Annotated in this window: 18 protein-coding genes and 4 pseudogenes; 14 read left to right on the forward strand and 8 right to left on the reverse strand. The window is 41.0% G+C overall.

Features of this window, described 5'->3' with window-relative positions; translation table 11 throughout:
* The 3 genes and pseudogenes from ACFIK8_RS08005 to ACFIK8_RS08015 all read left to right on the forward strand — a co-directional run.
* Nucleotides 1-284, forward strand: a pseudogene (locus ACFIK8_RS08005) (hypothetical protein); the annotation flags it as partial.
* Between the two features lie 91 nt (nucleotides 285-375).
* Complete coding sequence (locus tag ACFIK8_RS08010) at nucleotides 376-1,500, forward strand: N4-gp56 family major capsid protein (protein WP_375636650.1); 1,125 nt, start codon at nucleotides 376-378, stop codon at nucleotides 1,498-1,500.
* 19 nt (nucleotides 1,501-1,519) lie between these two features.
* On the forward strand, nucleotides 1,520-1,900 hold the full coding sequence (locus ACFIK8_RS08015) for a hypothetical protein (protein ID WP_375636648.1): 381 nt from the start codon (nucleotides 1,520-1,522) through the stop codon (nucleotides 1,898-1,900).
* A 34-nt stretch (nucleotides 1,901-1,934) separates the two neighbouring features.
* On the opposite strand, the gene ACFIK8_RS08020 is transcribed toward ACFIK8_RS08015, so the two are convergent.
* Together ACFIK8_RS08020 and ACFIK8_RS08025 are read right to left on the reverse strand one after the other, a co-directional pair.
* Nucleotides 1,935-2,216: an addiction module antidote protein gene (locus ACFIK8_RS08020; RefSeq protein ID WP_273788712.1), complete on the reverse strand. Its 282-nt coding sequence runs from the start codon at nucleotides 2,214-2,216 to the stop codon at nucleotides 1,935-1,937.
* A complete protein-coding gene (locus ACFIK8_RS08025) occupies nucleotides 2,197-2,508 on the reverse strand; it encodes a type II toxin-antitoxin system RelE/ParE family toxin (RefSeq protein WP_017196508.1) in 312 nt (103 codons plus the stop codon). Before ACFIK8_RS08025 ends, ACFIK8_RS08020 begins: the two co-directional genes overlap by 20 nt.
* A gap of 65 nt (nucleotides 2,509-2,573) precedes the next feature.
* Between ACFIK8_RS08025 and ACFIK8_RS08030 the strand changes: the two are divergent.
* Nucleotides 2,574-2,888: pseudogene (locus ACFIK8_RS08030) on the forward strand (hypothetical protein); the annotation flags it as partial.
* Between the two features lie 1,272 nt (nucleotides 2,889-4,160).
* On the opposite strand, the gene ACFIK8_RS08035 reads toward ACFIK8_RS08030, so the two are convergent.
* The 4 genes and pseudogenes from ACFIK8_RS08035 to ACFIK8_RS08050 form a co-directional block, all read right to left on the reverse strand.
* Nucleotides 4,161-4,940, reverse strand: coding sequence for a hypothetical protein (locus tag ACFIK8_RS08035; protein WP_375636646.1), 780 nt, complete (start codon nucleotides 4,938-4,940; stop codon nucleotides 4,161-4,163).
* Nucleotides 4,941-5,032: 92 nt separating this feature from the next.
* A complete protein-coding gene (locus tag ACFIK8_RS08040) occupies nucleotides 5,033-5,653 on the reverse strand; it encodes a hypothetical protein (RefSeq protein WP_375636644.1) in 621 nt (206 codons plus the stop codon).
* Nucleotides 5,654-5,734: 81 nt separating this feature from the next.
* Nucleotides 5,735-6,505 carry a hypothetical protein gene (locus tag ACFIK8_RS08045; protein ID WP_375636643.1) on the reverse strand — a complete coding sequence of 257 codons (771 nt, stop codon included), beginning with the start codon at nucleotides 6,503-6,505 and terminating at the stop codon, nucleotides 5,735-5,737.
* Nucleotides 6,506-7,796: 1,291 nt separating this feature from the next.
* Nucleotides 7,797-8,253 (reverse strand): annotated as a pseudogene (locus ACFIK8_RS08050) (type ISP restriction/modification enzyme); the annotation flags it as partial.
* A 619-nt stretch (nucleotides 8,254-8,872) separates the two neighbouring features.
* Between ACFIK8_RS08050 and ACFIK8_RS08055 the strand changes: the two are divergent.
* The 10 genes and pseudogenes from ACFIK8_RS08055 (at nucleotide 8,873) to ACFIK8_RS08100 (ending at nucleotide 24,710) form a co-directional block, all read left to right on the forward strand.
* Entirely contained in the window at nucleotides 8,873-10,669 is a 1,797-nt protein-coding gene (locus tag ACFIK8_RS08055) for a ShlB/FhaC/HecB family hemolysin secretion/activation protein (protein ID WP_375669142.1), read from the forward strand.
* Nucleotides 10,670-10,694: 25 nt separating this feature from the next.
* The gene (locus tag ACFIK8_RS08060; protein WP_375669143.1) at nucleotides 10,695-18,995 is read left to right on the forward strand and encodes a hemagglutinin repeat-containing protein; all 8,301 of its coding nucleotides are present in this window, start codon (nucleotides 10,695-10,697) and stop codon (nucleotides 18,993-18,995) included.
* The gene (locus ACFIK8_RS08065) at nucleotides 18,992-19,399 is read left to right on the forward strand and encodes a hypothetical protein (protein WP_375662670.1); all 408 of its coding nucleotides are present in this window, start codon (nucleotides 18,992-18,994) and stop codon (nucleotides 19,397-19,399) included. Before ACFIK8_RS08060 ends, ACFIK8_RS08065 begins: the two co-directional genes overlap by 4 nt.
* A gap of 93 nt (nucleotides 19,400-19,492) precedes the next feature.
* Nucleotides 19,493-21,376, forward strand: a pseudogene (locus ACFIK8_RS08070) (hemagglutinin repeat-containing protein); the annotation flags it as partial.
* A 20-nt stretch (nucleotides 21,377-21,396) separates the two neighbouring features.
* Nucleotides 21,397-21,801: a hypothetical protein gene (locus ACFIK8_RS08075; protein ID WP_375636630.1), complete on the forward strand. Its 405-nt coding sequence runs from the start codon at nucleotides 21,397-21,399 to the stop codon at nucleotides 21,799-21,801.
* On the forward strand, nucleotides 21,789-22,580 hold the full coding sequence (locus ACFIK8_RS08080; protein ID WP_375669144.1) for a filamentous hemagglutinin: 792 nt from the start codon (nucleotides 21,789-21,791) through the stop codon (nucleotides 22,578-22,580). Before ACFIK8_RS08075 ends, ACFIK8_RS08080 begins: the two co-directional genes overlap by 13 nt.
* The gene (locus ACFIK8_RS08085; RefSeq protein WP_375669145.1) at nucleotides 22,577-22,993 is read left to right on the forward strand and encodes a hypothetical protein; all 417 of its coding nucleotides are present in this window, start codon (nucleotides 22,577-22,579) and stop codon (nucleotides 22,991-22,993) included. The genes ACFIK8_RS08080 and ACFIK8_RS08085 overlap by 4 nt, the downstream gene beginning before the upstream one ends.
* Nucleotides 22,981-23,748, forward strand: a complete 768-nt coding sequence (locus ACFIK8_RS08090) for a filamentous hemagglutinin (protein WP_375669146.1) — start codon at nucleotides 22,981-22,983, stop codon at nucleotides 23,746-23,748. Before ACFIK8_RS08085 ends, ACFIK8_RS08090 begins: the two co-directional genes overlap by 13 nt.
* A gap of 20 nt (nucleotides 23,749-23,768) precedes the next feature.
* Entirely contained in the window at nucleotides 23,769-24,173 is a 405-nt protein-coding gene (locus ACFIK8_RS08095) for a hypothetical protein (protein WP_375669147.1), read from the forward strand.
* Nucleotides 24,174-24,350: 177 nt separating this feature from the next.
* The gene (locus tag ACFIK8_RS08100) at nucleotides 24,351-24,710 is read left to right on the forward strand and encodes a hypothetical protein (protein ID WP_375669148.1); all 360 of its coding nucleotides are present in this window, start codon (nucleotides 24,351-24,353) and stop codon (nucleotides 24,708-24,710) included.
* Between the two features lie 99 nt (nucleotides 24,711-24,809).
* On the opposite strand, the gene ACFIK8_RS08105 is transcribed toward ACFIK8_RS08100, so the two are convergent.
* Nucleotides 24,810-25,010 carry an AlpA family transcriptional regulator gene (locus ACFIK8_RS08105; protein WP_007347209.1) on the reverse strand — a complete coding sequence of 67 codons (201 nt, stop codon included), beginning with the start codon at nucleotides 25,008-25,010 and terminating at the stop codon, nucleotides 24,810-24,812.
* A 207-nt stretch (nucleotides 25,011-25,217) separates the two neighbouring features.
* Complete coding sequence (locus ACFIK8_RS08110) at nucleotides 25,218-26,384, reverse strand: tyrosine-type recombinase/integrase (protein WP_375669149.1); 1,167 nt, start codon at nucleotides 26,382-26,384, stop codon at nucleotides 25,218-25,220.
* Nucleotides 26,385-26,635 lie beyond the last annotated feature (251 nt).

Consider the following 26,635-nt stretch of genomic DNA (forward strand, 5'->3'; position numbering starts at 1 on the left):
CTTGTGCACAAAGAGATCTCAATCCGGCAGAAGAGATTTATAGAATAGCGCAAAATCTTGGCTATCAGAACCAAGCAGTGCAAGCGAATAATCAAGTTGCAGAACTTCAAAGCCGTCAGAATTCTGCGAGAACCTTAACGGCGTCTGGTGGAGGGGGGAGTACAGGTCCACTTTCATGGGAAACGATGAACGCTATGACGGATAAAGAGTTTCAAGCATGGTACAGCAATCCAAAGAACCGAGTGCTTATACGCAAATTGAGTGGTGCGGATGATGAAGATTAAGTGAAAGACTTGTAGAGAATAAGCCGCCTTTGGTGCGGGTTAGTAGTCCGGCTTTAAGCCGGTTTTTTTATAGCAAAGAAAGGTGAAATAAATGGCAACAACACATATAGGGATTAATGATCCCCATGCGTTAAAAACATGGGCGAGAATGCTTGATGCGGAGGTCTCCAAAGCAACTCCTATTGCTCCTTTGATGGGGCAGGATTCCAATAGCATTATTCAGGTGAAAACAGAGACGCAAAAAGGCAAAGGGGATTGTGTAACATTTAGTCTGCGAGCTCAGTTATCAGGACGTGGTGTGAGTGAGGGTGAAACCCTTGAAGGCAATGAAGAGGCACTCCAATTCCTTCATGATAAACTGTATATCAATGAACTTTATCATGGAACAAGAATTGCCAATGAAGGCACTATTGATAATCAGCGCACATTGTTTAATTTGCGCGAAGAAGCCAAAAACAGTTTATCAGATTGGTATGCGGACCGTTTGAGTTTGATGTTTTTCGTTCACGCTTGCGGTTATACAGCCAACAGGCTTAATTTTGAGGGAGAACTGGTTGATCTTGATCCTCTTTTTTGGGGCTTTAATGCACCATTAGCTCCAAGCAGTAAGCGCATTGTGCGACCAGAAGCAAAAACCAAGGATGAAGAGCTTACAGAAAAAGCCAAACACAGCTTTAATCTTAAATTGATAGATGAAGCGGTTCAGTGCGCTAAGCTAGCGAATCCTAAAATTAGACCGGTTCGCGTGAATGGCGAGAGTGTTTATGTGTTGTATTTGCATCCCATTCAGGTGACACAATTGCGCACTAATACAGAGACGGGTCAATGGCTTGATATTCAGAAAGCTGCTTATACCGGTTCGCGTTCCAAAAACCCAATCTTTGATGGTTCTCTAGGCATGTACAACGGTGTGATTTTACGTGAATCAGAGCATGTCACCAATGGTGTTAAATCCACGGATAGTACACGTCTTGCAGGTGTGCGCCGTGCTGTTTTGCTTGGAGCGCAAAGTGTCGTTATGGCATTTGGTAAGAGTTACGGTAAGACCCGCTATAAAATCGAAGAAGAAACCTTCGACTACAAACGCGAATACGGTTTTGGAGTGCATACAATTATGGGCATGAAGAAAACGCGTTTCCAAATGCCCGGAAGAGCACAAGGAGCCCAAGATTTTGGAACGATAGTTATCCCCACCTACAGCGGTGAAGTTGAGTGATGAGGAAAGGAAATAGGACATGGTAGATGGCGTAACAGGACACTTACACGGCAGAGATCTTCATACACATCAGGTCAGTTTTTTGCGTTTGAATATCTCGCATAAAGATAAGCATTTGACGCGCAAAATCGGGACTTTACCGCGTGGTGCAATGATCCTTTCGATTAAAGCGTTTGTGAAGACAGCGTTTTCAGAAGCGAAGTTGAAGATAGGAAGTACCTATGGGGGTAATGAGTTTAGTGAAAAGGACATCAAAGCCCAAGGTACGCAAGATTTTACATCAACCAACCAAAAAGAGTTTGTTCCAGAAGATCAAGAGCTTACGCTTTATGCAACACGGGATAAAACAACCGCGGCTGGAGAGTGTGTTGTGGTCGTGCAATTCGTGACCAATCGTTGAGAGGTATAGGGGAAGGCTTAATTCCCCTCACGATTTATGGAGCAGATTGTACAGAGAGTTGCAAATTAAGGGCAGATAAGACAGCGACTAAGGTAGAAAGTTTAGGGTCACCTGTTTTGCTTAAAGAGCGGTATAATCCACTGCGTTCGCGATTGGTTTCTTTTGCTAAGGCACTCATATTTTGTGCTCTAGCAACAATGCCAAGGGCATCCGCTATATGAGAGGCATCACCAGTTTTGAAGGCTTCATTTAAAAAGACTTCTTGAGATTCTGGTGTTGTGAGGTGTTTTTCAAAGTTAAAGGTTTTCAATTTCATTTTTAAGATCCTCTAAAAGAGATAAGGCTTTTTGAATATCACTGGATTGTGTGGATTTGTCACCACCACAAAGCAATATAATGATTTTATCGCCTTTTTTTGTAAAATAAATTCGGTAACCAGCACCATAGTGGATACGTAATTCACCTATACCATTAAAAAACTTTGCATCACCCAAAAGCCCTGAACGAATTCTATGAAGCCTTGCAAGAATTATATTAGCAGCTTTTCTGTCTTTAAGTTTTTCTAACCAGTTATCGAATTCATCTGTTGTTTTTATTATCGCTACCATCAGTGCACTATACTACACAAAATATATAATATCAATTGTAATAATTTTTACTGAAAGGTATTTTGATGACACGTCATTATATTCGGGTTAAGACCGGAGGACCAATACCTGTAAAGCGAGATGTTTATCGTCATAAGAGGACACTTTCGCACCTTGTGTCGGTCATTCAAGATGAGATTGATGACATAGCCGATGAGTATGTTCATCAAATCCAAGAAAGTATTTTTGCAGCCATTCGTTTTTGTGAACGGGAGACCTTTTACTTTAACGAAAGCCGTGATGTGGTGTTTGAGACACGGGCGGGACAAGGTGTTTATGATGCAAGCACTACCAGCCATATCGAAAGTGCTGTTAAAATCAAAAACGTTTATCTGAGTTCGATAACATATTATGCATAAAAAACTAATAAAGTCAATAGGTTGTGTGAAATTATTTTATATGAATCCACTTAAGAATCCACACTTTTATGCATGATTCATTTGATCATTTTTTATATAAGATTGCCATGCATGAATAGACCATAAAAAGCAAATCATGATGTAAATGTTATAACGCATGTAAACGTTCAAATGAAATGAAAAGCAGCTATCATTCATAACAGTTCATAAATTTTATGATACGTTTTTATCACTCAAATCGCATTGTTTAAAATTTAGTCGTTTGGAATTATCGATAACATACGTTTAAAGAATGGTATGAGTTTTGCTCTTTTTTGAGCGAAACCTTAAAAAGGAATAATCGTTTGAAACTGTCATAAGCTTATAGGTTTAATTTATAAAGATTGCATAAAAGGATTTAAAGATAAGATCACTTTTAAAAACGCTTTCTAAAAGTTTAGAAAATGATAAGTAATCAGCATAAATATAGTATCATTACATATAGAATGAAAATCACAATGTTATGTCTTATGAAAGAGAAAGCTTTTTAATGATATAACGCAAGCAAGAAGACTTCAAAACCATTGTAACATCATAAGGTATGGGATTTTATTCAATTTTGAGTCAAAAGCTGTAATGTTTAAAGAATGCTCTATTCTAAGATAATGCCCCCAAAAATGGACCGGCTAATTTTTAAAGAAATTAGGTTTTAATGAAAAGTACAAATACGCTTATGAGAACCTCTTTAAATGCACGTTTAAACGTTTGAAACATAAAATGAGATCTTTATAAGAAACGTTAAAACTTCTTTTTATCACAGTTATAACTTAGTTATCATTTGCTCTTAAGAACGTTTCATTTATGAAAAACGAAGATCTAGATTTCACAGCAGAGCAAAATCTTGAAAACCTTACATTTTATAAAAGCGTTTGTTTATTTTTCTTATGAGAGATTGTTTTGAAAACCAATGCTCGTAAATGTAAAAATGGATTTTGTTACAAACTTTCACTTAATACACATTTGCTTTATTTACGTTCCTTTTGATAAGTTTTCATATCTCTAATAGAGCGCTTGCAATATGATACGTTTTGTATATATGCATTCATTACTCCATGTGGATGATTCATTTTAATCATTAGAATAGACATTTGAAAGCCGCGTCATATCACTTGGCACGGCTTTTTTTTATTTTACTCTCTCTTTTATGATATGTTTATAGCAATGCATTTTATATGCGTTTATAACCATAAAGAAGGCACGCCCCCATGTCTCTTTTTATTCTGTTTTATCAGTTATATTGATAACATTATCGTTTTCATAAACCTCACATTTTTTTGGAACGACACTTACTTTACTTTGACTGTTTAATTTTGCATTGCCATAGGCTTTTCCCCAGACCTTGGCATGATAGGAAACCTTGGCATTACCATAAACAGAGCCATAAACTTCAGCATAGCCACTCACAATAACATTGCCATAAACCTTGCCATAAATTTTAGCATGACCTTTGACAATAGCATGGTTATAAATCTTGGCATGGCTGTAAACACAGACAGAGCCAGAAACCTGAGCATGCCCATAAACCCTTGCATAATTATAAACCCAAGCATTATAAGAAATATGCGCATTATCATAAACATGGGCTTCTGTATAAATACGAGCGCTCCCACACACCTGGGCATTGCCATAAACATAGCCAGATATACGTGCATTACTATAGACACAAGCATTGTCATAAACTTTAGCATATTGAGAGATAAAAGCCTTACCATAGACCTCAGCATTGCCATAGACATGACCACAAACCTGAGAAAAATGGCGTATTTTTGCATTTTCATAAACACGGGCATAGCCATAAACCCACGCATTATCATACACCCAGCAATTGCCATCATGAGAGAGGTTGCTTTCCTTTTCAATAAAGCCCCCAAGATCCCCCACTTTGACATCATCAAAATCTTTTAAAGCTTTAATGCGATAAAGGTTTGTAATTTTCTTAGTAATCCTATCTTTGATTTGTTTAATTTCATTGGTTAATTCATATTTTTTGCACATAAAGATACCCTCACAATCTAATGTGATAAACGTTTGCTAAAATTTGAAATGAGATGTTTAAAGAAGGGCGCCCCCGCCGCGCCCGCGCGTCTTTACGCAGCGTCTTTTATGGTTTGTTCACAAATTTTGATATGACCGTTCAATTTTTTGGTATCTATATATGAATTGCCAAAAACACTCACTTGATCACAAATGTATGTATAGCCTGTAATTTTTGCATTTTCATAAATATAAGCATCATCACCAACCACAGCAAAAAACCAAACTTGAGCATTGTCATAAATTCTTGCATTGCCATAAGCTTGCGCATAGCCAGTCAATAAAGCGTTATCATAGATTTTAGCATGACCTTTTATAACAGCCCTGTCAGATACCTCAGCATGATTCAAAACGCAGGCATGATCGTAAACATAAGTTATTCCAAAAACCAAGGCATGATCAGCAACCCTTGCATTGCCTTCAATTTTTGCATTATCAAAAACACTAGCGTAATCACAGACTGTAGCGTGATCAGAAACATGAGCATTATTATAAACACAAGCCTTATCATAGACCCAGCAATTACCCTCATGAGAGAGGTTATCTTCCTTTTCAATAAAGCCACCCAAGGCACCAGCCTTAACATCAGCAAAGTCTTTTAATGCTTTAATGCGATAAAGGGTATGATTATTAATTACATACGTTTCATTTGTGAGTGCAAACTTCTTTTGCATGGCACAATTCCTTTATAAGAAGATTTAATTTTTGAATGAGATGTTTAAAGAGGGGCGCCCCCGCCGCGCCCGCGCGTTCAATTACGCAGCATCACTTTCATATTCGCTGTCATTATCATCGTCATAATACCCTTCAAAATCAGCATAATACTCATGACGATAATAATCATCTTCGCTACCAAACTCAGGATATGCATCATCATAGATATCTTCATTAGCTGTTAAAGAGGCATTACTATGAATATAAGAAGAACCAGAGATAAGAGCATCACAAATAACGGCATCATCAAAAACACGCGATTCATCACAAATATAAGCAGAGCCACTTATTTTTGCATTGCCTCCGACATGGGCATCATTACAAATGACAGCATTATCGGAAATATGAGCATGATCAGTGACACGGGCGTTATCATAAATTTGTGCATTGCCTTCAATTACAACGGCGTTGTTAGCATGCGCATTACCAGACAGCTTTGCATTGTCCTTTAATGTCATACCTTCAAAAATAGCATTCCCATAAATTTGAGCATTACCATAGACATCAACAAAAAAGCTTTTTACTTTAGCATTTCCAAAGACGCGTGCATTTTGAAAGACCCGTGCTTTATTATACACCCAGCAATTACCCTCATGAGAGAGATTATCTTCCTTTTCAATATACCCCCCTAAATCGCCTTTTTTGACATCATCAAAATCTCTTAAAGCTCTAATTCGAGTTAAGAAATGACCATCGATATATTCACCATCATCAATAAATTCATATTTTTTTGCAGGCTCTTGTTGATTAACAGACGTGGTTTCATTTGAAATATTAGAGATAACGGGGGTGTTGTTTGATATATTTTTCATAATTAAAACCTTACTGATTAAATGTTTGTTATTGGCATCTCTATAGAGGCGCCGGGTGCTAACAAACACGGCAGTAAGTCCGTCGTTACACTTTTCCCATAAATGGGTATTGTATGGTGTAACTACACCCGACAAAATCACTATATATGCTAACAAAAGCATAAAAGATAGTCAGTTTTTAATAGGATTAGGTTTATCGCAACCTATTCGCTTACTGTTTAGTGTTGTTAAGCACTTGATTATTTATATAGCAAAATACGTATTTATTGTCAAATAACATTTTATCTTTTTTGATATTTTTTATTATTTTTTTAAATACGTTGTGTATAGATAATATCTTATGATTATTAATTGCTTCTTTTATATTTATGTGCTTTTAAAGCTATATTATAGGTTTTATGAAACGATTGCGTTATTTTCTGAATCTATACATTTATAATATTTAGAAAAACTCTCATAATGCGTATTTTTATCTTTATAACCTATCAATTTTGTTACTAAATGAATTTTAAATTTTTTGTGAATTTTGTTTATAAGGGTCTTTAATTTAAACGACCTTAATAGCACCGCGCTCTTATAACAAATGCTTTCATTTGCATTTTTGCATTCTCTATAGCTGTTATGTTCTTTATAGCCATGGCATCATTTTTCAGTTTCATAAGAGAAATGATAAATAGGATAATTGTGATTTATAGACTGTTATGAAAATATCTAAAGAGAGATTGATTATTATAAGGATTAGCAAAATCCCTTTTAATAAACTTTTGTCAGTCTTGTCAGTTCTTTTTAGAACTTATATCATTTTTTTAAATGAGAGAAAATTAAAATCATTATATTTCAATAAGTTAAGTTTTATCAATTTTTCAAAAAAACAACCTATATCAATAATACAACCTTTAAATTCAATCAATAACATACGTTTTGTAGGGGTTTTGGGGGTTTTAGAAACATTCAAAACCTATAAGTAATATAAGGAAATGAATATACATAACCCTCTTTAAACAAAGCTTCTTATAACAATAAAGCTATCATTTTAGATTACGGTATAATCTTTTAAAGGCAATGTAAAAGAAGCGTATTCACTTTAAGATGGGATTTCTTAAAAGTCTTAAAGCAATCCAAATAAGAGTATCTAAAAGTGCAAATGATTTCTTTTTAGAATAACGCATATAAGCACTCTTTTTAAAGATTGTATGTAAGCAATTTATAAAAGTGATATAGAACCTATAGGTATAAGACCTTATACCCCTTGTGAGGTTAATATGCCTATCATGTGAGCATGCTTTATAAGTTATTTGGTTTCTCTAATTTCTAATTTTGGTAAGTTCTTAACAATTTTCATTGTTTCTAGACTTACTGTAATAACCCTTTGAAACAACTCTAGAGGATAGGCAGGGTTGCCAATGGTTTCAACAGCATAACGATTGGCATCATTAACAATGCCGCTCTTTTTATCAGTCTTAACGCATTGACGCTCCATAACCCATTCAAGAGCGGGTTTACCATTGACGATATACTCATAAAGCTTCAAGAGGGATATCTGTTATTGTGATATTGCTGTTATAAAAAACAATCAATTTATCTTTTTCCTTACTATTCCCAGCGAATTTCATTTCAGTCACATAATAAAACTTTTCGGGATTAGAGATCTCTGTAACTTTTGGATTACCCTTTTTAAAAGTCACTGGATAAGGTTTTACATCTTCATAATTCACGTGCAAATGATCCAGTTCACGCCCTGTTACAATAGAGCTCCGTTTTCGTATAAGGGGTTTAATTCTCTTCAAAAGAATTAAAACGAAGCTTATTAAATCCATTTTGAACGAATTGAGAAAAAATGCAGAAAAATACGAAAAAAGCCGATATTTTTTTTCAAAAAGTTTTTTAAATGCAGCTTATCCACAGCCTATGAGAGAGATCAGATCAGCAAACTAGTGAATTTTGCTGTTCGTTTCATGTGTTAATCAAGACAAATGAACTATATGCTTTGATAGGTTTTATAGAATGGTTTTGAAGGTTTCTCAAACCTTCAAAACCATTCGAAACTCATAGATTAGGGGTCCTTTGAAGGTTCACTCTATGAATGCAAGGGGATATGGTTGAGCAAATTTATCCTTTATATTTATGGGGATATTGATGTATTAACCATTGACGGGCTAAACAGTTTTGTTTAGAGGTCTTTCTACATAAATGTGGGGGAGAGATCTTCAGCAATTAAAATAAAGCGTTTTTTGTAAAATAGAGCAGTTTTTGGGTGTCACTTTTTTGGTCACAAAGGCGTGTGCTTTTGTTAAAAGCATCATAGGGCAGTGGCTGTTTTGACTGGTCTTGTTAGAGGTTCCATGAAGTTCTTTTAAACAATGCTTCATGAATAGTGCAAAGCGGGGGCAATCTGTATTGTTTTCTGTATTTTTACGCCAAAGTTCTCTTTTGAGAATTTTTCGTGCCATTGTTGTTTTCTTTGGTTTGTTTACAGGTGTAAGTGTTTATGCGCGCTCCTCAGCTATTTTTCATTCCCCAACAGATAATTTTTCTCGCAGGTATTCAGAAAAGCAGCAATTAGAAAGAATTGAGAAATTACGCGCTTTAACGCCTAAAAGGATAAAGACGCCTTCAGAGCAAAATCCAGAAACGCTTTTAGGTGGGAAGCAATGTTTTCCAATTCATGCTGTTGTTGTTGAGGGAGTGCACCATGTCAAAAAGCGCTCTATATCAGCCGTAACAGAGCCTTATGTTGGAAGATGTATTGGTCTTGTCGACATTCAGCTCTTAATCAAGCAGTTAACCAAAGTTTATTTGGATCAAGGCTATGTGACGGCGCGTTTTTACATTCCTGATCAAGATATCAAAAACAGCAAGACGCTCAAATTTGTTGTCGTTGAGGGGAAACTTTCAGAGATTTACTATAATGGTTCACCGGCATCTCGTTATAACAATGTTGTGTGGAGTGCTTTTCCTGGGCTTCAAGGTCATGTTCTGAATATGCGCGATATTGAACAGGGGCTTGATCAGATCAACCGTTTGAGTTCAGCGCACGCTCAAAGCGAACTTCTTCCAGGGCGTGAAGAAGGGAGCACCATTGTCAATATTAACAATCATCCCGATAAAACTTTCAAGGTTACTGTTTCTCATGACAATATGGGACAATCCTCCACGGGTTATGCGCGTTATAGTGCGGGCTTAAGGGTAGAAAATATTTTAGGGATGAATGATGCGTGGGATTTTAACTATCAACGCAGTGAGCCCGATTATTGGGGTGGGAGCAAGCAAGAAGGACATAGCAATAACATTTCAGCGAGTGTGAGTATTCCGTATGGTTATTGGACCTTTGGATTGAATGGCACTGTTTATAATTATCAAAGCATTATCCCTGGCAATTTTACCGATATTGAGACGACGGGGGATTCCAGTGAGTTGCACGCCAGTACAAGCAGGGTTCTTTACCGTGATGGTGTTTCCCTTACAACCTTGAATTTAGGTCTTTCTTATAAAAGAACCAACAATTACCTTCTTGGCAATAAGATAGAGGTTGGTAGTCGTCAATATAGCGTAGCCAATTTTGGCATTTCGCATTCGCGCCAGATGTTGGGTGGGACATGGACCTTTGATGTGAGTTATTTGCAAGGGCTCCCCTTGTTTCATTCAGTCAAGAAACATGCGCCAGGAGCAGGGGATGCGGAGCCACAATTTGCCAAATTTACCGGCACACTCAGTGCTATGACGCCTTTTAAGGTAGGGGGCTTGGACTTTATACTGAGCAATCTTTTGAGTGGTCAATATTCACCGCATAATTTACTGGGTGCTGAGCAGATTTCGTTAGGGGGCGCTTCCAATGTTCGTGGCACGCGTGAGAGTTTGCTTTTTGGCAATAACGGTTTTTTTAGCCGGAATGATTTGTTGCTGCGCACCATTCCGTGGAGTAATCACGCGACCTTCAAAAAGGTTTTTGGTGAACTTCGCCCTTATGTTGGTTTGGATTATGGGCGTGTTTTTGCACAACCCTTGTATGGGATTAAGAGTGATCAGCTTGCCGGTTGGACAGCAGGTGTCAAGCTTGCGGGGGGCATGGTCTCTCTTGATGCCAGTTATTCCAGTATTTTTTGGAGCACAGTTAAGCACAAAAAATCAGGAACATTTTTTATGACATTAACAATGGAACTTTAAGCATTTTTTATTGGGGAGTTAAAGTATGAGATATGAGAAGAGAGCAGAAAGAGCAGCTTTATTAGGTGTTTTGGTCTCCAGTACGATGCTCAAAAAGGTTTTATTTGGAGGACTTGGTTTTTCTTGTTTGTTAGCCCCTTCAGCGTTACAGGCGCAAATTACTGTGGATCCTAACGCGAATGCCGCTCATCGCCCAGATATAGTAGCAGCGCCCAATGGGGTTCCCTCCATTGATATTGTTACCCCCAATGGCAAGGGCTTATCACACAATAAATATGACGATTTTAATATTGGCAATCCAGGTGTGATTTGGAACAATCATGCGCAAGAAGTGGGGCAATCGCAGTTGGGGGGCATTATGCCGGGCAATCCGCATTTGCGTGTTACGGGTTCGGCGAAAGTGATTTTAAATGAAGTGACCAGCAGCAAGCGTAGTGCGCTTCATGGTCCAGGAGAGGTTTTTGGGAGCCCCGCCGATGTGATTATAGCCAATCCCAATGGGATAAGTTGTGATGGTTGTGGCTTTATCAATACGCCCCATGCGACCTTAACCACAGGTGTACCCGAAATTGATGCGAGCGGTTTTTTAAAAGGCTTTGAGGTGCGAGGTGGGGATATTACCTTTGGAGCAAAGGGAGCCAATTTTTTCTCTGGCCAAGGGGCTGTTGATATTGTCGATATTGTCTCACGCACGGTGCATTTTGAAGGACCTGTTGCGGGCAAGGAGATTGGTGTGACCGCAGGGACAGGGCACTTTGATTACGCTTCACGGGAAATGAAAGAACTGACCGATATTACTGGTAAACCGGAATATGCGATAGATGGTTCTGCTTTGGGGGCTCTACAGGCGGACAGAATAAAACTTGTGGCGACAGAAAAAGGTGTTGGGGTTCGTATGCGCCATGATATGGCAGCCAATGCGGGGCAGTTGCATCTTTCTGCTGACGGGAAAATCTCCCTGAAGAATGTTTTTGGTCATGGGGGCGTTGTCCTCAAATCGAAAAGCCAGAGCGTATTGGCAAAACACATCACCTCGAAAAAGCATATTGATATTGCCGCACATAAGGATGTGACGTTAGAAGCCGTTGGCGCTGATGGTCATTTAAAAATAGAGGCGCAGGATGGACTTTTATCGATTGCCGGAAACGCAACGTCTGGGGGCAACATGGAGCTGTCTTCGCGCCAGACACTTCAAGTTTCAGGGCTAGGGTCAGGCGCTGATATGGCTCTTGAGGCAGGCGGAGAGCTGAAGATTGAGGGGAACGTTTTAGCGCAAGGGAACCTCAAGGTACATGCCGGTGGTGATATCCAAACGCATCTTTTAGCTGGTAGGGTTGATATGGTTCTTGAGGCGGGTGGAGACTTGAGGCTTGAGGGGGATGTTCTAGCGCAAGGGAACCTCAAGGCACATGCCGGTGGTGATATAAAGGCGCAGCTTTTAGCTGGTGGGGTTGATATGACGGCAACGGGTGCTGCTGGTGTTGTTGTTCTTGGCACCCAAGGGGATGTTGATCTCCAGAGCAGTCAAGGTGCGATTGTCGCTGAAAGTGTTTATGGTGCAGGAGATATCACCCTGGTTTCTCATAACGGACTTTCTGTTTCTCAAACAATTCTGTCGCATCAAAATGTTGCCATTCAAGCACAACCAGAAACAAATGCCCCGGTTCATTTTGGGCAACTTTTAGCCTATGGCAAGGCAAATATTGAGGGTGGGGCGGTTGACTTTTCTTCGCTGATGACGGGTGAAGAAGCTGTTTTAAAGGTTGGCAGCCTTGATGCAGGGACACTGATGACAGGTGTCGTTTCTACGGGCGGTTCAGGGGATCTTGTTTTAGATGAAAAGGGCTTTCTTTTTATTACAGCAAAAGAAGGGGTGAAGGTTGGGCAGATTGCCAGTGGTGGCAATATTGAAATTTTTGCTGGCAACGACATTTATTATGATCAGGTCATTGGCTATGGCAACGCAACATTGACATCGGTATCTGGAGAGATCAGTGTTGAGAATGTGCTGTCTACCGAGGGGGATGTGAGATTGACAGCACCGACACTGGATTTAAGCAATAATCGTTCTCATATTTACACGCCGCAAACGCTGTATTTAATTGCAGATCATATTGATGTCTCGGGCAGCGAATTGACTTATGGTGGTTTAGACTTTCAAAGCACCAATGCCCTTGATATTCACCATGCGCGGCTACAAGCCGTGACAGATGAGGGAGGGACTGGAGATATTCTCTTTATTGCTCCAAGCGTTATGGTGGATAAGGCAACTTCTGTTTTAGCGGCACGAGATTTCGTGATCAAGACGGGGGAGCTTGGAAATAGCGGTCAATTGGCATCGGGGCAGGATTTAGTCTTTCGCGTGACGGGCAATGTGACCAACAACAAAACGGGCTTAATTTATGTGAAGGGCAATGGTGCTTTACAAGTTGATGGGGCTTTGCTCAATGATTTTGGTGCCATAATGGCAGAAGGTGATTTGTTTTTTACCAATGCAGAAGGCACAGGAAAAAGCCTTTCCCTTGTTAACAAAGCGGGCTTTATTCAAGCTGGTGGAAACTTAAATATCCAAACCAACACTCTAAAAAACAAAGCCGATAGCACGCCTGTCATCACGGAAAAAACGGAATATAGCGATATTTCTTTCGAAAAACCAGACAAATATAATTTTCTCGATGGTAGGGATTTATATCATGATACGAGATCGAATAGCTGGGGTAAAGGAAAGCTTTCTAAGTGGCCGGCTGGTAAAAAGAAGAAGAATTTTATATTTGAACAGCAGGTTTGGGCGAGCAAAGAAGAAATCTATGGCACCGCAATTTCAAGCGACGGAACAGTCTATAAGGCTTTTACTTGGGAATATAATGATAACAGAAAAGGCATAGAACAGTATTCTTGGAATGGTTCTCGGCAGAAGGGAGGATGGTTAGGGTCAATAAACGAAAATTGGTCACACATGACAGAAGAAACTGTCACGCAAGGGTTTTCTCATAAACCAACTGTTTCGGGGATGATACAATCTAGTGGCAATCTCATCATTAACGCTGATACCATTGACAACCATTATAGCATTATGAGAGCAGGGGGAAATGCTGATATCCAAGCCAAGACGCTGACCAATTTAGGGGCAACGGCTTATAAAAACACTTATCTTAGTTGTCAGGCTTATACAGACAGTTGTTATGGCTATAAAGCTGATGGAAGCCGCGATGTTTCTTTAGATATAGCCAATGACAAGGATCGCCAAATTGGCTCAAAAGTTCTTGATGCAGCTCCTGGTCTTGTCCAAGCGGGTGGCACTTTAAATCTGGTGGTCGATCAACTCCACAATACGGCAGCGGAAGGTTCGATTACAGGGGATGCGCATTTTAAAGCACAAGCAGTTGGGGGCAATCCACTGGAGTCCTTAAGTGGTTTGCCTGGAGCTGGCGCTCTCTTTACACCAAAAGTGGATCTCAATAATGCAGGAGAACTTTCTGAGGGGCTCCCTTTACCAAAACCCCAATCGGGTGGGGTTGGTGGCACGCTGCCCAACCAGAATTTCATTTATGAAACGCGGGCAGAATTCCTTGATGTTGGCAAGTTTTATGGCTCAGCTTATTATTTGAACAGAATTGGTTATAATCCTGACAGAGAGATTTTTTTCTTAGGCGATGCTTATTTCGAAAAGCAGCTGATTGAGAAACAAATGCGTGATCTTGTTGGTCAAGGTTTGGGCAAGGGCTCCTTTATTCCTGGAAGTGATGCCATTGAACAAGTCAAAACCTTGCTGGATGGTGGGGCAGAATATGCAAAAGCCCACAATCTCCCCTTTGGTGAGGCTTTGAGTGAAGAACAATTGGCTTCTCTAGAAGCCCCGATGGTGATTTATGTGCGCCAACAGGTCAAGGGCATGGATGTTTACGCACCGGTGCTTTACATCCCTGAAAAAGACAGAGCCTCCTTTGTTTCTGCTGGGGCTTTGATCATGGGCGATGATGTGAATATCACCAGCCAAAATACGAGCAATTCCACAATAACCAATTCAGGGCGTATTGCGGCAAACCACCAATTGCATGTGCATGGTGGGGATATCCTCAGTCAAGGGGGGCATTTTGCGGCGGGTGGTGATGCTGTTTTACTTGCAGAGAAGAATATTCGTTTAGATGCAGGGCGCACAACGGTTGACGGCGTGGAGACAGTATTAAACACCGAGGCGCTTTCTACTGGTGGTAATGCAACGGTGATTGCCAAACAAGATATCACCGCCTCAGGGGTGGGGATCACCACCGGAGGTGATCTTGCCATGGCTACAGAACAAGGCAACTTGACGATCGGTTCAGCAGAAACCCATTACCATGATGAACAGGGTGATGCCACCATGCATCATAAATCAGAAGTCAACTCTGGTGGCTCGACGACACTTCTCTCTGGAAAAGATTTGAATATCTTAGGCTCTGATGTTCAAGCAACGGATAAACTTCTCTTACAAGTTGAGGGCAATGTTTCGATTGATGCCACACGCAACAGCATGGACAATCAGAATGGGAGTGAAACATCTCATGTTGCCTTGCACAATGGCTCTCATTTAAGTTCTGGAAAAGATACCACTGTCATCTCAGGTCAAGATATCCATATTGCTGCTTCCGATATAGATGCGAAGGGCAATGTTGGACTTGGCGCCCAAGGGGAGGTAACAATAGGGGTAAGAGAAGATGAGATGGAGTATCATCTTCAGGGCAAAAACACGAAAGTGGATATGCAAGCCTCTCATGCCGTTGGCTCTTCGATAAAATCGGGAGGTGATACCACTGTCATTGCAGGGCAGGATGGCAAACCGCATGATCTCACCATCACGGGAAGTTCTGTTGCGGCTGATGGCAAGGTAGGGCTGAAAGCCAGCAACGATGTCCTGATCAATAATGCAGAGGATAGCTTACACTATGAGATGTCGTACCATAAAGACGGTGGAGCATTTAGTAGCAGCAAATCCGTGCATAACAAGGTGGATGCCACCCAAGTTTCCGGTTCACTCATATCTGGGGGCAAAGGCGTTGCCATTGACTCAGGAAACAACACGGAAGTTGTAGCCTCGACGCTCACAGCCGGTAATGCAGAGGAAACGTCAGGAGAGAAAGCACCAGGAGAACAGAAACAAGCGGATATTACCATTCACTCTGGGGGAAAGATTGTCATCAAAGGCGCCCAAGAACACTTGGATCAGCAAGCACAATCGTCATCAAGTGGCTTTTTGCATGAGGAATCGTCCGATACATCTCAATCGCATACCACAACGGTCTCCTCTATTCTGGGTGCAACGGGCAACATCGTGTTAGACGCACAAGGAGAAGCCAAGATTTCTGCTTCTCATCTGCTTTCCGGTCAAGATATCAATGTGAGCGGAGAAAGTGTGACGATTGATGGCATGACAGATCATCATAAGAGCCATTCAGAGACCCATGAAACAGGTTTTGGTGTGGGATCAGGCAAGGGCTTTGTGTCGATATACGGGAGTGAGGGAAAGACAGAAAATGAAGAGAGTTTTGAGCATCAAGGTTCTTCTCTCAATGCGGATGGCAATATCAACATCACTGCCAAGAAAAAAGATGTAACAATTGTTGGCTCTGATCTTGCAGGTGAGAATATTAACCTTTCGGCAGCTCGTGATGTCAATGTGCTTGTTGGTCATAATAGCCATTCCTCAAGCTCAAAGGAAGAACGCACAGGCTTTGGCATTCAGTTTGAAAAGAGCAACAGCGGTGCTTCTGTAGGTGTTGGAATTGCAAGCGCCAAAGATACGGGCGATCAATGGGAAACCACTTCCACACAATCACACATCACGGCACGCCAAGATGTGCAGATTACTGCTGACAATGATGTAAATATGCAAGCAGCCATTGTTTCGGCGGATCGTGATGTAAACATTGATGCCGGCAATAATATCACCCTATCAGAAAGCTATGATACCTCTAACGCAAAAGAAAAGCATGAAAAGTCTTTTGCTGGTGTGACAACTTCCGTTGATATCGGTGTCCTTGGCACGGTACAAGGACTAAAAGATGCCGCAGATCACATGAATAATAAGGATGGCAATAACACAGTTATTAATGGCATACTGACCGGCATGAAAATCAATCACCTCTTTAACAAAGGCAGGAATTTTGTTAATTGGCTGACTGGCAATACGGGGGAAAAGGGGAACACAACCAAAGGACTGAGTAGCTCATTAGGAGGATTGGGGGGCTCCACCAAGGATGCTCTTGCCAATATGGCTGGCGCATCTGGCAGTGTAACCGTGGGCTTTAAAACTGAGAAAACAGAAGCCTCTGTTCAGACCTCCACAGCGGTGACAGATAGCATAGCAGGCGGACGCGCTGTTAACATGCAAGCCCACGAGGGCAGCATTCATGGTGTTGGCGCCGATATTATTGCTGGTACCAATCCAATCTATGTGCTGGAAAATGATGCACAGAGCGGAAATATCACCATGGAAGCAGGTGAAGATATCATCTTTGAAAGTGCACAAAACACGCAAAGCACACAAAACAGCAGTGAAAGTTCTTCAATGAGTGTTGGCACCGGTTATGGCACGGGTGGCGCAGGGGCAACGGGTAGTGCTGCTTTTAGTCAAGGGGAAGGTTCCAGTGAGGAAGTTCAACACAAAAACAGCCATATTATAGGTAGCGGCACTGTTCATACCATAAGTCAGGGAAACACCATACTGGCAGGCGCCGTGGCTTCTGCAGATCATGTAGAAATGGAAGTAGGGGGTGATTTTGCCATTACCAGCCGCAGTGATACGGGACAAACTTCCAGCAAACAAAACTCTGTTTCTGCTGGTTTTGGCGCTGGACAAACGGGTGGTGGGGGCTCCATGAGTGCCTCTTTCCAAAAGGATAAATCCTCCAGCGATTATCATAGTGTTGTGGAGCAATCAGGCATCAAAGCGGGTGATGGCGGCTTTAATATCATTGTTAAAGACAAAACAACGCTGACCGGAGGTATTATTGAAAGCACAGCCTCGGCGGACAAAAACAGCCTGACCACTGGAAGCATTAGCACCAGTGATATCAGCAACAGTGCCCATGCTACAGCCAGCAGCCAAGGTTTAAGCATTTCTGGGAACGATACGATAAAGAACATTGCCAAGAATGTTTTAAATCACGGCAAAGCCAAGGATGGAGCAGAAGGGGAAACCAAATCTGCTATCAGTGATGGGACTATCATCCTTACTGATATCACTGGACAGAGGGCGATGGGGCAAGATGCTGGACAAATCATTGATGCACTCAACCGCAACACCGCTACAGCCCACCAGGCTGTAGGACAGCTAGATGTCGCACCGCTTGAGGGAGCAGTGCATAATCGCGTAGATATGATCAATGATTTATCGGATGAAGGATTGGGATACCTTGATAAAATTTATAAAATCACAAATGTCAAAGAGCACCCAGTAGGTGAGGTTGCGCATGATGAAAATGGCAATGTCCTCTATTTAACCGATGAAAATGGAAAACCTATAAAAGGCAGTGATGGAAAATATATCACTCTGTATCACTTTTTAAAGCCAGAGGAAGAAAAGCATTTACAAAAAGGCCCTAATGGTGCTGTTTATATGTTCTACAATGGCATTTTTAATTCACCAGATGATGCTGCGGGTAATGCTGTCCAATTGGCTGTTAATAAAAATGGTCCTCTTTATTTTACATACTTTCCCCAAGCTGACGATGTGCTGGTAGAATTAGGGGTAGCAGTTTATCAAAAGTTTTTTGAAGGGGGCTCTTGGGGGTTGACCAATTCAACCAAAAAGTTCCAAGATTTTATCTATCGTTATGGCAATGACAATGCTATTGTTAGTGCGCATAGCCGTGGTACCATAACAGTAAGCAATGGAGCAAATGACTTGCAAGAACATGGTATCCACGGTGTAGCCAAGAAAACAGACTTCTATCTTGTTGGAGCGGCTGCTCACATGCAATCGATGGCCAATACAGTAGATTATCTAAGCGATGGCGAAAAAAATTATATCTACACACAAGGTCATATGTTAGACCCCATTAGTACAGTGATTGGTTACAATTGGCCTACGGCTTATAAGGCACCTTTAAATCTAGATTTTTCACTTTTGGAGAAAGGTATAAAAAATCCTTTTTATATGACGATATTTGCAGCAAACAGTTTATTTACTATAGCAACTAATCCAATCAGAGAGATGGGGAGAGCGGTCTGGGGCCTTAATCCGAGCCCCCATAATTGTTATGCTGATGCGAGTCGTGAGTGTCAAATTAATTATGGTTCATTTAGTTTTAACAAGCTTTATTCAACGAGAACAGGGAACAAAAAATGAAAATGTTGTTTAATTTATTAAGCCTGCTCATTCTGTTAACGGTTGCTGGATGTGACATTGAAAACATTGATAAACCTCCTCGAGGAGAGACGGCTGTGTGGGAGAAGCTAGGAGCAGATTCTACGGAGGTAGGAAAAGCATTGCTAGAATGTGGTTTGCCACACCTTAATTATCTTGAGGATGAAGTTCAAAAGTTAAGCAACAATGAGAATGCAACGATTGATGCTTGCATGATCCAAGCAGGATTCCATTATAAAGGGAGAGCTAGCTGGTGTTCTCCTTTTAACGGTAGAGACCTTCCCATTTGTCAGCCTGGTGCTGTCATCCCGAAGAGAAGTGTCGAAAAGCGCTTAAACAGCCCGTTTTGTAAAAAGTACAAAAATGCGGATGAATGCCAACCTTAAGTTTTGCTGTTTGTGACGATCAACAATCCGCCATCCTTGCCTTCGCTTGGAATGGTGGGATTGTTTCCTCAGTCTCACTATTGAATGCCAGAAGACATGCATGCCCACGAAGGCAGCATCCATAGTGTTGGCGCTGATATTATCGCTGGTACCAATCCAATCTATGTGCTGGACAATGATGAGCAGAGCGGAAATATCACCTTGGAGGCAGGGCAACATATCACTTTTGAAAGTGCACAAAACACGCAAAGCACACAAAACCACAATGAAAGCGCTTCGGTAAATGTTGGGTATAGCTATGGTACCGGTGGCGCAGGGGGAACGGGCAATGCCTCCTTTAGTCAAGGGGAAGGTTCCAGTGAGGAAATTCAACACAAAAACAGCCATATTGTTGGCACCGGCACTGTTCATACCAGCAGTGGAGAGGATACCACATTGGCAGGTACCGTGGTTTCTGCAAACCATGTAGAAATGGAGGTTGGTCGTGATTTGAACATTACCAGTCGCAGTGATACGGGTCAAAGTTCCAGCAAGCAAAACTCTTTTTCTATTGGGTTTAATGGTGGAAAAAAGGATGATGCAGCCTCAACCAATATATCCTTGAACAAGGATAAATCCTCTAGTGATTATCATAGTGTTGTGGAACAATCAGGCATCAAAGCGGGTGATGGCGGTTTTAAGATCAACGTTAAAGATAAAACAACGCTGACCGGAGGGCTTATTTCCAGCACTGCGCCGGCAGAAAAAAACAGCCTGACCACAGGAAGCATTACCACCAGTGACATCAGCAACAGTGCGCATGCGCAAGCCAGCAGCGATGGGATCAGCATTTCTGCGGGTGGTCCGATGTATCAGGGCAAATATGGTGTCGGGAAAAACATTGCCAAAAATGTTTTAGATCATGCAAAAGCCAAAGATTCAGAGGAAGGCTATACCAAATCCGCCATTAGCGATAGCACTATTGTGCTGACAAATGAAGCAGGGCAGAAGGCGTTGACAGGGCAAGATGTTGAGCAAGCCATAGCCTCCCTTAATCGTGATACTGCCACCGCCCATAAGGGTGTACAACAACTCGATGTAGGCAAGCTGGAACAAATCGTCCATGAAAACCGCGAAATGGCAACCCAACTCTTAGAAGAGGGGTTTAAATACAGCGATGATTCCTATAAAACCATGTTTATCAAAGAGCACCCCATCGCTGTGGTCGACCGTGATGAAGACGGAAATATTATTTATCGCAAAGATGAAAATGGACAGTATATCAAAGACGCTCGTGGACAAAAAATACCTAAGTTTCATTATTTAACAGATGAAGAAAAGGAACATTTGCAAGCCGGCTCTGATGGCAAGGTGCATGTGTCCCTCAATGGTATTTTTACACCACCCTATGAGGCGGCTGTTTATGCTGAGCAACATGCGGAGAATAAAAATGTACCGCTTTATTTTGTTGTGTTCCCCCAAGCGGATTCTGCTATCTCAGAACTTCTGGTCGCAGGCTACCAGAAGTTTATGGAAAATAACTTTTGGGGTTTGACCAATTCCACACAAGAAGCAAAAGATATAATGTCTCGCTATGGTAACACAGGATTGCATTTTGATGCCCATAGTCGTGGCAGTTTGACAGGCTTTAATATGATGAATTCTTTCAAACAAGAAGGTGTAAATGATGTAGCTGGCAAGACAACGATCAGTTTCCATGGACCAGCGGCTAATGTTTTGGCGGCATCCGGTTTGTTAGGTTATGTGAGTGGTGGCAAACAAACCACTATTGGTTTTGATGGGCATAGATTTGACTTTGTAAGCCGATGGATTGGCGGTAATGGCTATACTTATGAGACAATACCTGCTGGTAGTAACTGGTGGAAAGAAACATGGAATATGTTCACAAATCCCAACAGTGTTCACACATGTCTTGGACATGCGAATGCTATGTGCAACATACTTTATGGCACATCTCATCTAGAACAAAAACCTTGAATTAGATCATGGAGAAAAAAATGAAACAAACCTTAAAATTATTAAGTGCGATAACTCTGTTGAGTATAGCTGGGTGCCAGTTTAATAAAACTCCCACATCTTCTATAGGGGCATGGGAAAAACCAGGAGCAGATTTTACTGAGATAGGAAAAGCCTTGTTAGAATGTGGCATGCCAACACCTTATGATGCAGATCCAGAAAATCAAAATCGCAGTTTCAATCAAATGGCAACCATTGATGCTTGCATGCTTCAAGCAGGGTTCAACTATAAATATGATGTGGGGGGGGGGTGGTGTGGAAACCATAAAGCCGAAAATCTCCCGATTTGTCGTCCTGGCGCTGTCATACCACAGCGCAGTGTCAAGAAGCGCTTAAACAGCCCGTTTTGTAAAAAGCATCCAGAACAATATGAATGCAAACCTTAAGTCTTGCTATTGGTGATGGAAACAATGCGCCATCCTTGCCTTCACTTGGAATGGCGCGATTGTTTTCTCACGCACATTATTTAACGGATGAAGAAAAGCAGTATTTACAAGAGGGTGCTGATGGCAAGGTGCATGTGTCCCTCAATGGCATTTTTACACCACCCTATGAGGCGGCTGTTTATGCAGAGCAACATGCGGAGAATAAAAATGTACCGCTTTATTTTGTTGTGTTCCCCCAAGCGGATTCTGCTATCTCAGAACTTCTGGTCGCAGGCTACCAGAAGTTTATGGAAAATAACTTTTGGGGTTTGACCAATTCCACACAAGAAGCAAAAGATATAATGTCTCGCTATGGTAACACAGGATTGCATTTTGATGCCCATAGTCGTGGCAGTTTGACAGGCTTTAATATGCTGTATTCTTTCAAACAAGAAGGTGTGCACGGAATAGCCGACAATACGAATATCAATTTCTATGGAGCAGCCTTTAATGCTTTATTTGCATCCGGTCTGTTAGGTTATGTGAGTGATGGCAAACAAACCACTGTTGGCTTTGATGGGAATAGATATGACTTTGTAAGCAGAATTATTGGCGGCAATGGCTATACTTACGAGACAATACCTACTGGTAGTAACATGTGGAAAGAATGGTGGAGAGTGACCATGAATCCCATAAGTTCCCATACCTGTCTTGGAGATGCGGGTGATAAGTGTACATGGCGCTATGGCACATCTTATCGTGAACAAGTTCCTTCAAGTAAATCATGGAGTAAAAAATGAAACAAACTCTAAAGCTATTAGGTGCTGTAACTTTATTAGGTATTGCAGGATGTCAGTTTAATAAAACTCCTGGAGGGTATTTGAGCGCGTGGGAGAAAAATGGTGTTACTAATTTTACAGAGGTAGGAAAAGCCTTGTTAGAATGTGGCATGCCAACGCCTTATGATGTCGATCCAGAAAACAGAAAGCAGAGCATTAATGCAAAAGCAACAATTTATGCTTGCATGATTCAATCAGGATTCCGCTATAAAGATGAAGAAGTAGCAAGAGCGGGAGGGTGGTGTTATACTTTTAGAGCCGAAAACTTGCCCATTTGTCGTCCAGGTGCTGTGATCCCGAGGCCCAGTGTCAAGAAGCGCTTAAACAGCCCTTTTTGTAAAAAATATAAAAATGCACCTGAATGCAAACCTTAAGTCTTGCTATTGGTGATGGAAACAATGCGCCATCCTTGCCTTCACTTGGAATGGCGCGATTGTTTTCTCACGCACATTATTTAACGGATGAAGAAAAGCAGTATTTACAAGAGGGTGCTGATGGCAAGGTGCATGTGTCCCTCAATGGCATTTTTACACCACCCTATGAGGCGGCTGTTTATGCAGAGCAACATGCGGAGAATAAAAATGTACCGCTTTATTTTGTTGTGTTCCCCCAAGCGGATTCTGCTATCTCAGAACTTCTGGTCGCAGGCTACCAGAAGTTTATGGAAAATAACTTTTGGGGTTTGACCAATTCCACACAAGAAGCAAAAGATATAATGTCTCGCTATGGTAACACAGGATTGCATTTTGATGCCCATAGTCGTGGCAGTTTGACAGGCTTTAATATGATGAATTCTTTCAAACAAGAAGGTGTAAATGATGTAGCTGGCAAGACAACGATCAGTTTCCATGGACCAGCGGCTAATGTTTTGGCGGCATCCGGTTTGTTAGGTTATGTGAGTGGTGGCAAACAAACCACTATTGGTTTTGATGGGCATAGATATGACTTTGTAAGCCGATGGATTGGCGGCAATGGCTATACTTATGAGACAATACCTGCTGGTAGTAACTGGTGGAAAGAAACATGGAATATGTTCACAAATCCTTATAATCCTCATACTTGCCTTGGAGATGCGGGGCGTATGTGCAGCATACTTTACGGCTCATCTCATCTAGAACAAAAACCTTGAATTAGATCATGGAGGAAAAAATGAAACAAACCTTAAAATTATTAAGTGCGATAACTCTATTGAGTATCGCTGGATGTCAGTTTAATAACCCCCCCCCAGGAGATGTGGCTGCGTGGAAAAAGCCAGGAGCAGGTTTTACAGAGGTAGGAAAAGCCTTGTTAGAATGCGGTCTGCCAAGCCTTATTAATGCTGATACAGAAAATAGAAAGCTCAGCTACAATGCAAATGCAACCATTGATGCTTGCATGCTCCAAGCGGGATTTCGCTATAAATATGATGTGGGGGGAGGCTGGTGTGGAAATTATAAAGCGGAAAACTTGCCCATTTGTCGTCCAGGTGCTGTGATCCCGAGGCCCAGTGTCAAGAAGCGCTTAAATAGCTCTTATTGTAAAAAATATAAAAATGCACCTGAATGCAAACCTTAAGTTTTGTTTGTGATGACCAACAATCCGCCATCCTTGCCTTCACTTGGAATGGCGCGATTGTTTCCTCAAGCAACCATTTCAATATTGTTCACCGTTTTTTTAAGCAGCGGTGACAGGAAATATCAACAAGATTCCGAGCTGTTTTATAGTAAACAAATCCATTGAAAGAGGGGAAAAATGAAGAAAATCTTAAAAATATTGAGTTGCATGGCTTTGTTAAGTATCACTGGATGTGTTAACTTAATTCCCTCACTTTCTCCAGCATTATGGAGAAATAAAATACTTTTAGAATGTGGAGTACCGGACCTTAATAAGGTTGTGGCGCTAGATTTGAATCAATTTGCCAGTATTGAAATGTGTATGGCGCAATCAGGTTTTCGTCCTAGCTTTACAATACAAGAATGGTGTGAAAACCATAAATCGGACAATCTTCCCATATGTCGTCCTGGTGCTGTCATGCCTCAGCGAAGTGTTGAGAGACGCTTAAATAGCCCTTATTGTAAAAAACATTCAGAACAACTTGAATGCCAGCCTTAAGTCTTGCTTTAGCAGAGAAAGCCTTGAATTTACACCAAATAAAGCACTAGGTTGATGAGTTTGAGAAAGCCTTGTCCGTCCTTACGTGACAAGGTTTTTTTATGCTGCGTCACTTTGACGTTGCTGTTTTGCTTGCTCGATGACATTCAAAAGATCCGATTGTAACCAACGCGATAAAAAACCAAATTTTAAAGGTTTTGGTAAAGAACCATTGGTAACATGACGGCGGAATGTTGAGACACTCATATGAAGCAGTTTTGCACTTTCACGGTCTGTCAAAAGAATATCATTTTCTGTCATTATAAAATCCTTTCTATCAAAAAATGGTAACAAATCATAACTATTTATTAACCAGATTTTGGTTCATTTTTGAAGGTATTTTATTTATAGAAAACAATATTTTATCATATAATTTCTGATGTGAGACGTGATGAATCTTATTGAGAAAGAATGAGAGAAAAGAGAGCTAAAGTTATCCACAGATAATGGGGTTATTCACCCCATATCTTAAGATTGACCAGTGACATAAGCCGCCCATTTATCCATATAGATCCGGCGTTGTTCTAGATAATCAGTGCGACGATAGGCACGCTCTACTTTACCTCCTACTGTATGACTTAGAATAGTTTCAGCGACCTCATAGGGAGCATCGGTTGTTTCAGCGAGCCAATTGCGTAAACTAGAACGAAATCCATGGGGGCAGGCTTCAATTTTATTTTTTCTCATATACGCCGCCATCATCGTATGTGAAAGAGGACCACGACCGGTAAGTGAAAAGATGAAATCACTTTTAGAAATACAGTGGGCTTGTTCAATTACTTTTAATGCTTCAGATGATAAGGGCACGCGAAATTCTTTTGTTGTATCACGCTTTTCTTTCATATTCTCAGCAGGAATTGTCCATATATCCCCATCAATTTGATCTTTATGAATATGACGTAAAGGGTTAGAGCGAACCCCTGTAAGGATAAGCAGACGCAAAGCAAGATGTGTTATGTTTTGTGTTTTACAGAGGAACTGATAAAAATCTGGTATATCTTTCCAATCCATTGCTGGTCTATTAGTGATCTTATGACGTTGTTTTCCTAAGAGAGCACGTGCTTTTTCTGTTGCTTGTAAATCAACATCCAAACCCAAAGCAGCCGCATGTTTGAGACAAAGATTAAGACGTATCAATGCTATCTGAGCTGTTCCAGCTTTTGTATGCCAAATGGGAGAAAGCGTATCGCGTATCTCTGTTTGTGTAATCTCTGAAACGGGGAGGCAACCTAATTTAGGGAGAATGTAAAGCCGCAAAGGTGAAAACCAATCACTAGCCTTACCATCTCTTTTTAATTCGGCTTTACGACTTTCAAAAGCATCCACGGCAATGTCTTTTAAGTAATGGAGATTGCTTATTGCTTCACGCTTTTGTTTTTCACGTTCTTTAATAGGGTCACGCCCTTCACGTAAAACAGCACGCCACCCAGTTGCTAATTCACGGGCTTGTTTTAAAGAGACATGTCTTAAGGCACCCAATCCCATTTCACGGCGCCGACCATGAATGGTATATCGTAAAATCCATTGAGCACCTCCATCTTTACGCTTATGAAGTAATAAGCCGGCACCATCATTATATTTGCCAGCCCCCAATGTTGCGACAGCCCTTGCATTAAGACGATTCATAAGAACCATTTTTACTCCTTTCTTGTACAAATTTTATCCACACACTCATCCCACTTGTTATGTGCAAGTAAGTGGTTTTAGTTGATTCAAGATAAACAGATTTGAAATGAGAGAATCCTACGTTATTCGAGACACTCATTCAACATACAAAACAGTGAATTATCATTATAAATCAATGTCTTGTAGACCGTGTAAGAGATACGATTAACAGTTCTTTTGCAGGTGCGGGTCGTTATGGGTCCGGTGCACATGCAGGTGTA

The organism is Bartonella sp. MR168JLCBS (genome assembly GCF_042194175.1).

What these genes read in the sequence shown, in the direction of transcription:
- ACFIK8_RS08010 (WP_375636650.1), top strand. Translation starts at nt 376, where the DNA reads ATGGCAACAACACATATAGGGATTAATGATCCCCATGCGTTAAAAACA.
- ACFIK8_RS08015 (WP_375636648.1), top strand. Translation starts at nt 1,520, where the DNA reads ATGGTAGATGGCGTAACAGGACACTTACACGGCAGAGATCTTCATACA.
- ACFIK8_RS08020 (WP_273788712.1), bottom strand. Translation starts at nt 2,216, where the DNA reads ATGAAATTGAAAACCTTTAACTTTGAAAAACACCTCACAACACCAGAA.
- ACFIK8_RS08025 (WP_017196508.1), bottom strand. Translation starts at nt 2,508, where the DNA reads ATGGTAGCGATAATAAAAACAACAGATGAATTCGATAACTGGTTAGAA.
- ACFIK8_RS08035 (WP_375636646.1), bottom strand. Translation starts at nt 4,940, where the DNA reads ATGTGCAAAAAATATGAATTAACCAATGAAATTAAACAAATCAAAGAT.
- ACFIK8_RS08040 (WP_375636644.1), bottom strand. Translation starts at nt 5,653, where the DNA reads ATGCAAAAGAAGTTTGCACTCACAAATGAAACGTATGTAATTAATAAT.
- ACFIK8_RS08045 (WP_375636643.1), bottom strand. Translation starts at nt 6,505, where the DNA reads ATGAAAAATATATCAAACAACACCCCCGTTATCTCTAATATTTCAAAT.
- ACFIK8_RS08055 (WP_375669142.1), top strand. Translation starts at nt 8,873, where the DNA reads ATGAATAGTGCAAAGCGGGGGCAATCTGTATTGTTTTCTGTATTTTTA.
- ACFIK8_RS08060 (WP_375669143.1), top strand. Translation starts at nt 10,695, where the DNA reads ATGAGATATGAGAAGAGAGCAGAAAGAGCAGCTTTATTAGGTGTTTTG.
- ACFIK8_RS08065 (WP_375662670.1), top strand. Translation starts at nt 18,992, where the DNA reads ATGAAAATGTTGTTTAATTTATTAAGCCTGCTCATTCTGTTAACGGTT.
- ACFIK8_RS08075 (WP_375636630.1), top strand. Translation starts at nt 21,397, where the DNA reads ATGAAACAAACCTTAAAATTATTAAGTGCGATAACTCTGTTGAGTATA.
- ACFIK8_RS08080 (WP_375669144.1), top strand. Translation starts at nt 21,789, where the DNA reads ATGCAAACCTTAAGTCTTGCTATTGGTGATGGAAACAATGCGCCATCC.
- ACFIK8_RS08085 (WP_375669145.1), top strand. Translation starts at nt 22,577, where the DNA reads ATGAAACAAACTCTAAAGCTATTAGGTGCTGTAACTTTATTAGGTATT.
- ACFIK8_RS08090 (WP_375669146.1), top strand. Translation starts at nt 22,981, where the DNA reads ATGCAAACCTTAAGTCTTGCTATTGGTGATGGAAACAATGCGCCATCC.
- ACFIK8_RS08095 (WP_375669147.1), top strand. Translation starts at nt 23,769, where the DNA reads ATGAAACAAACCTTAAAATTATTAAGTGCGATAACTCTATTGAGTATC.
- ACFIK8_RS08100 (WP_375669148.1), top strand. Translation starts at nt 24,351, where the DNA reads ATGAAGAAAATCTTAAAAATATTGAGTTGCATGGCTTTGTTAAGTATC.
- ACFIK8_RS08105 (WP_007347209.1), bottom strand. Translation starts at nt 25,010, where the DNA reads ATGACAGAAAATGATATTCTTTTGACAGACCGTGAAAGTGCAAAACTG.
- ACFIK8_RS08110 (WP_375669149.1), bottom strand. Translation starts at nt 26,384, where the DNA reads ATGGTTCTTATGAATCGTCTTAATGCAAGGGCTGTCGCAACATTGGGG.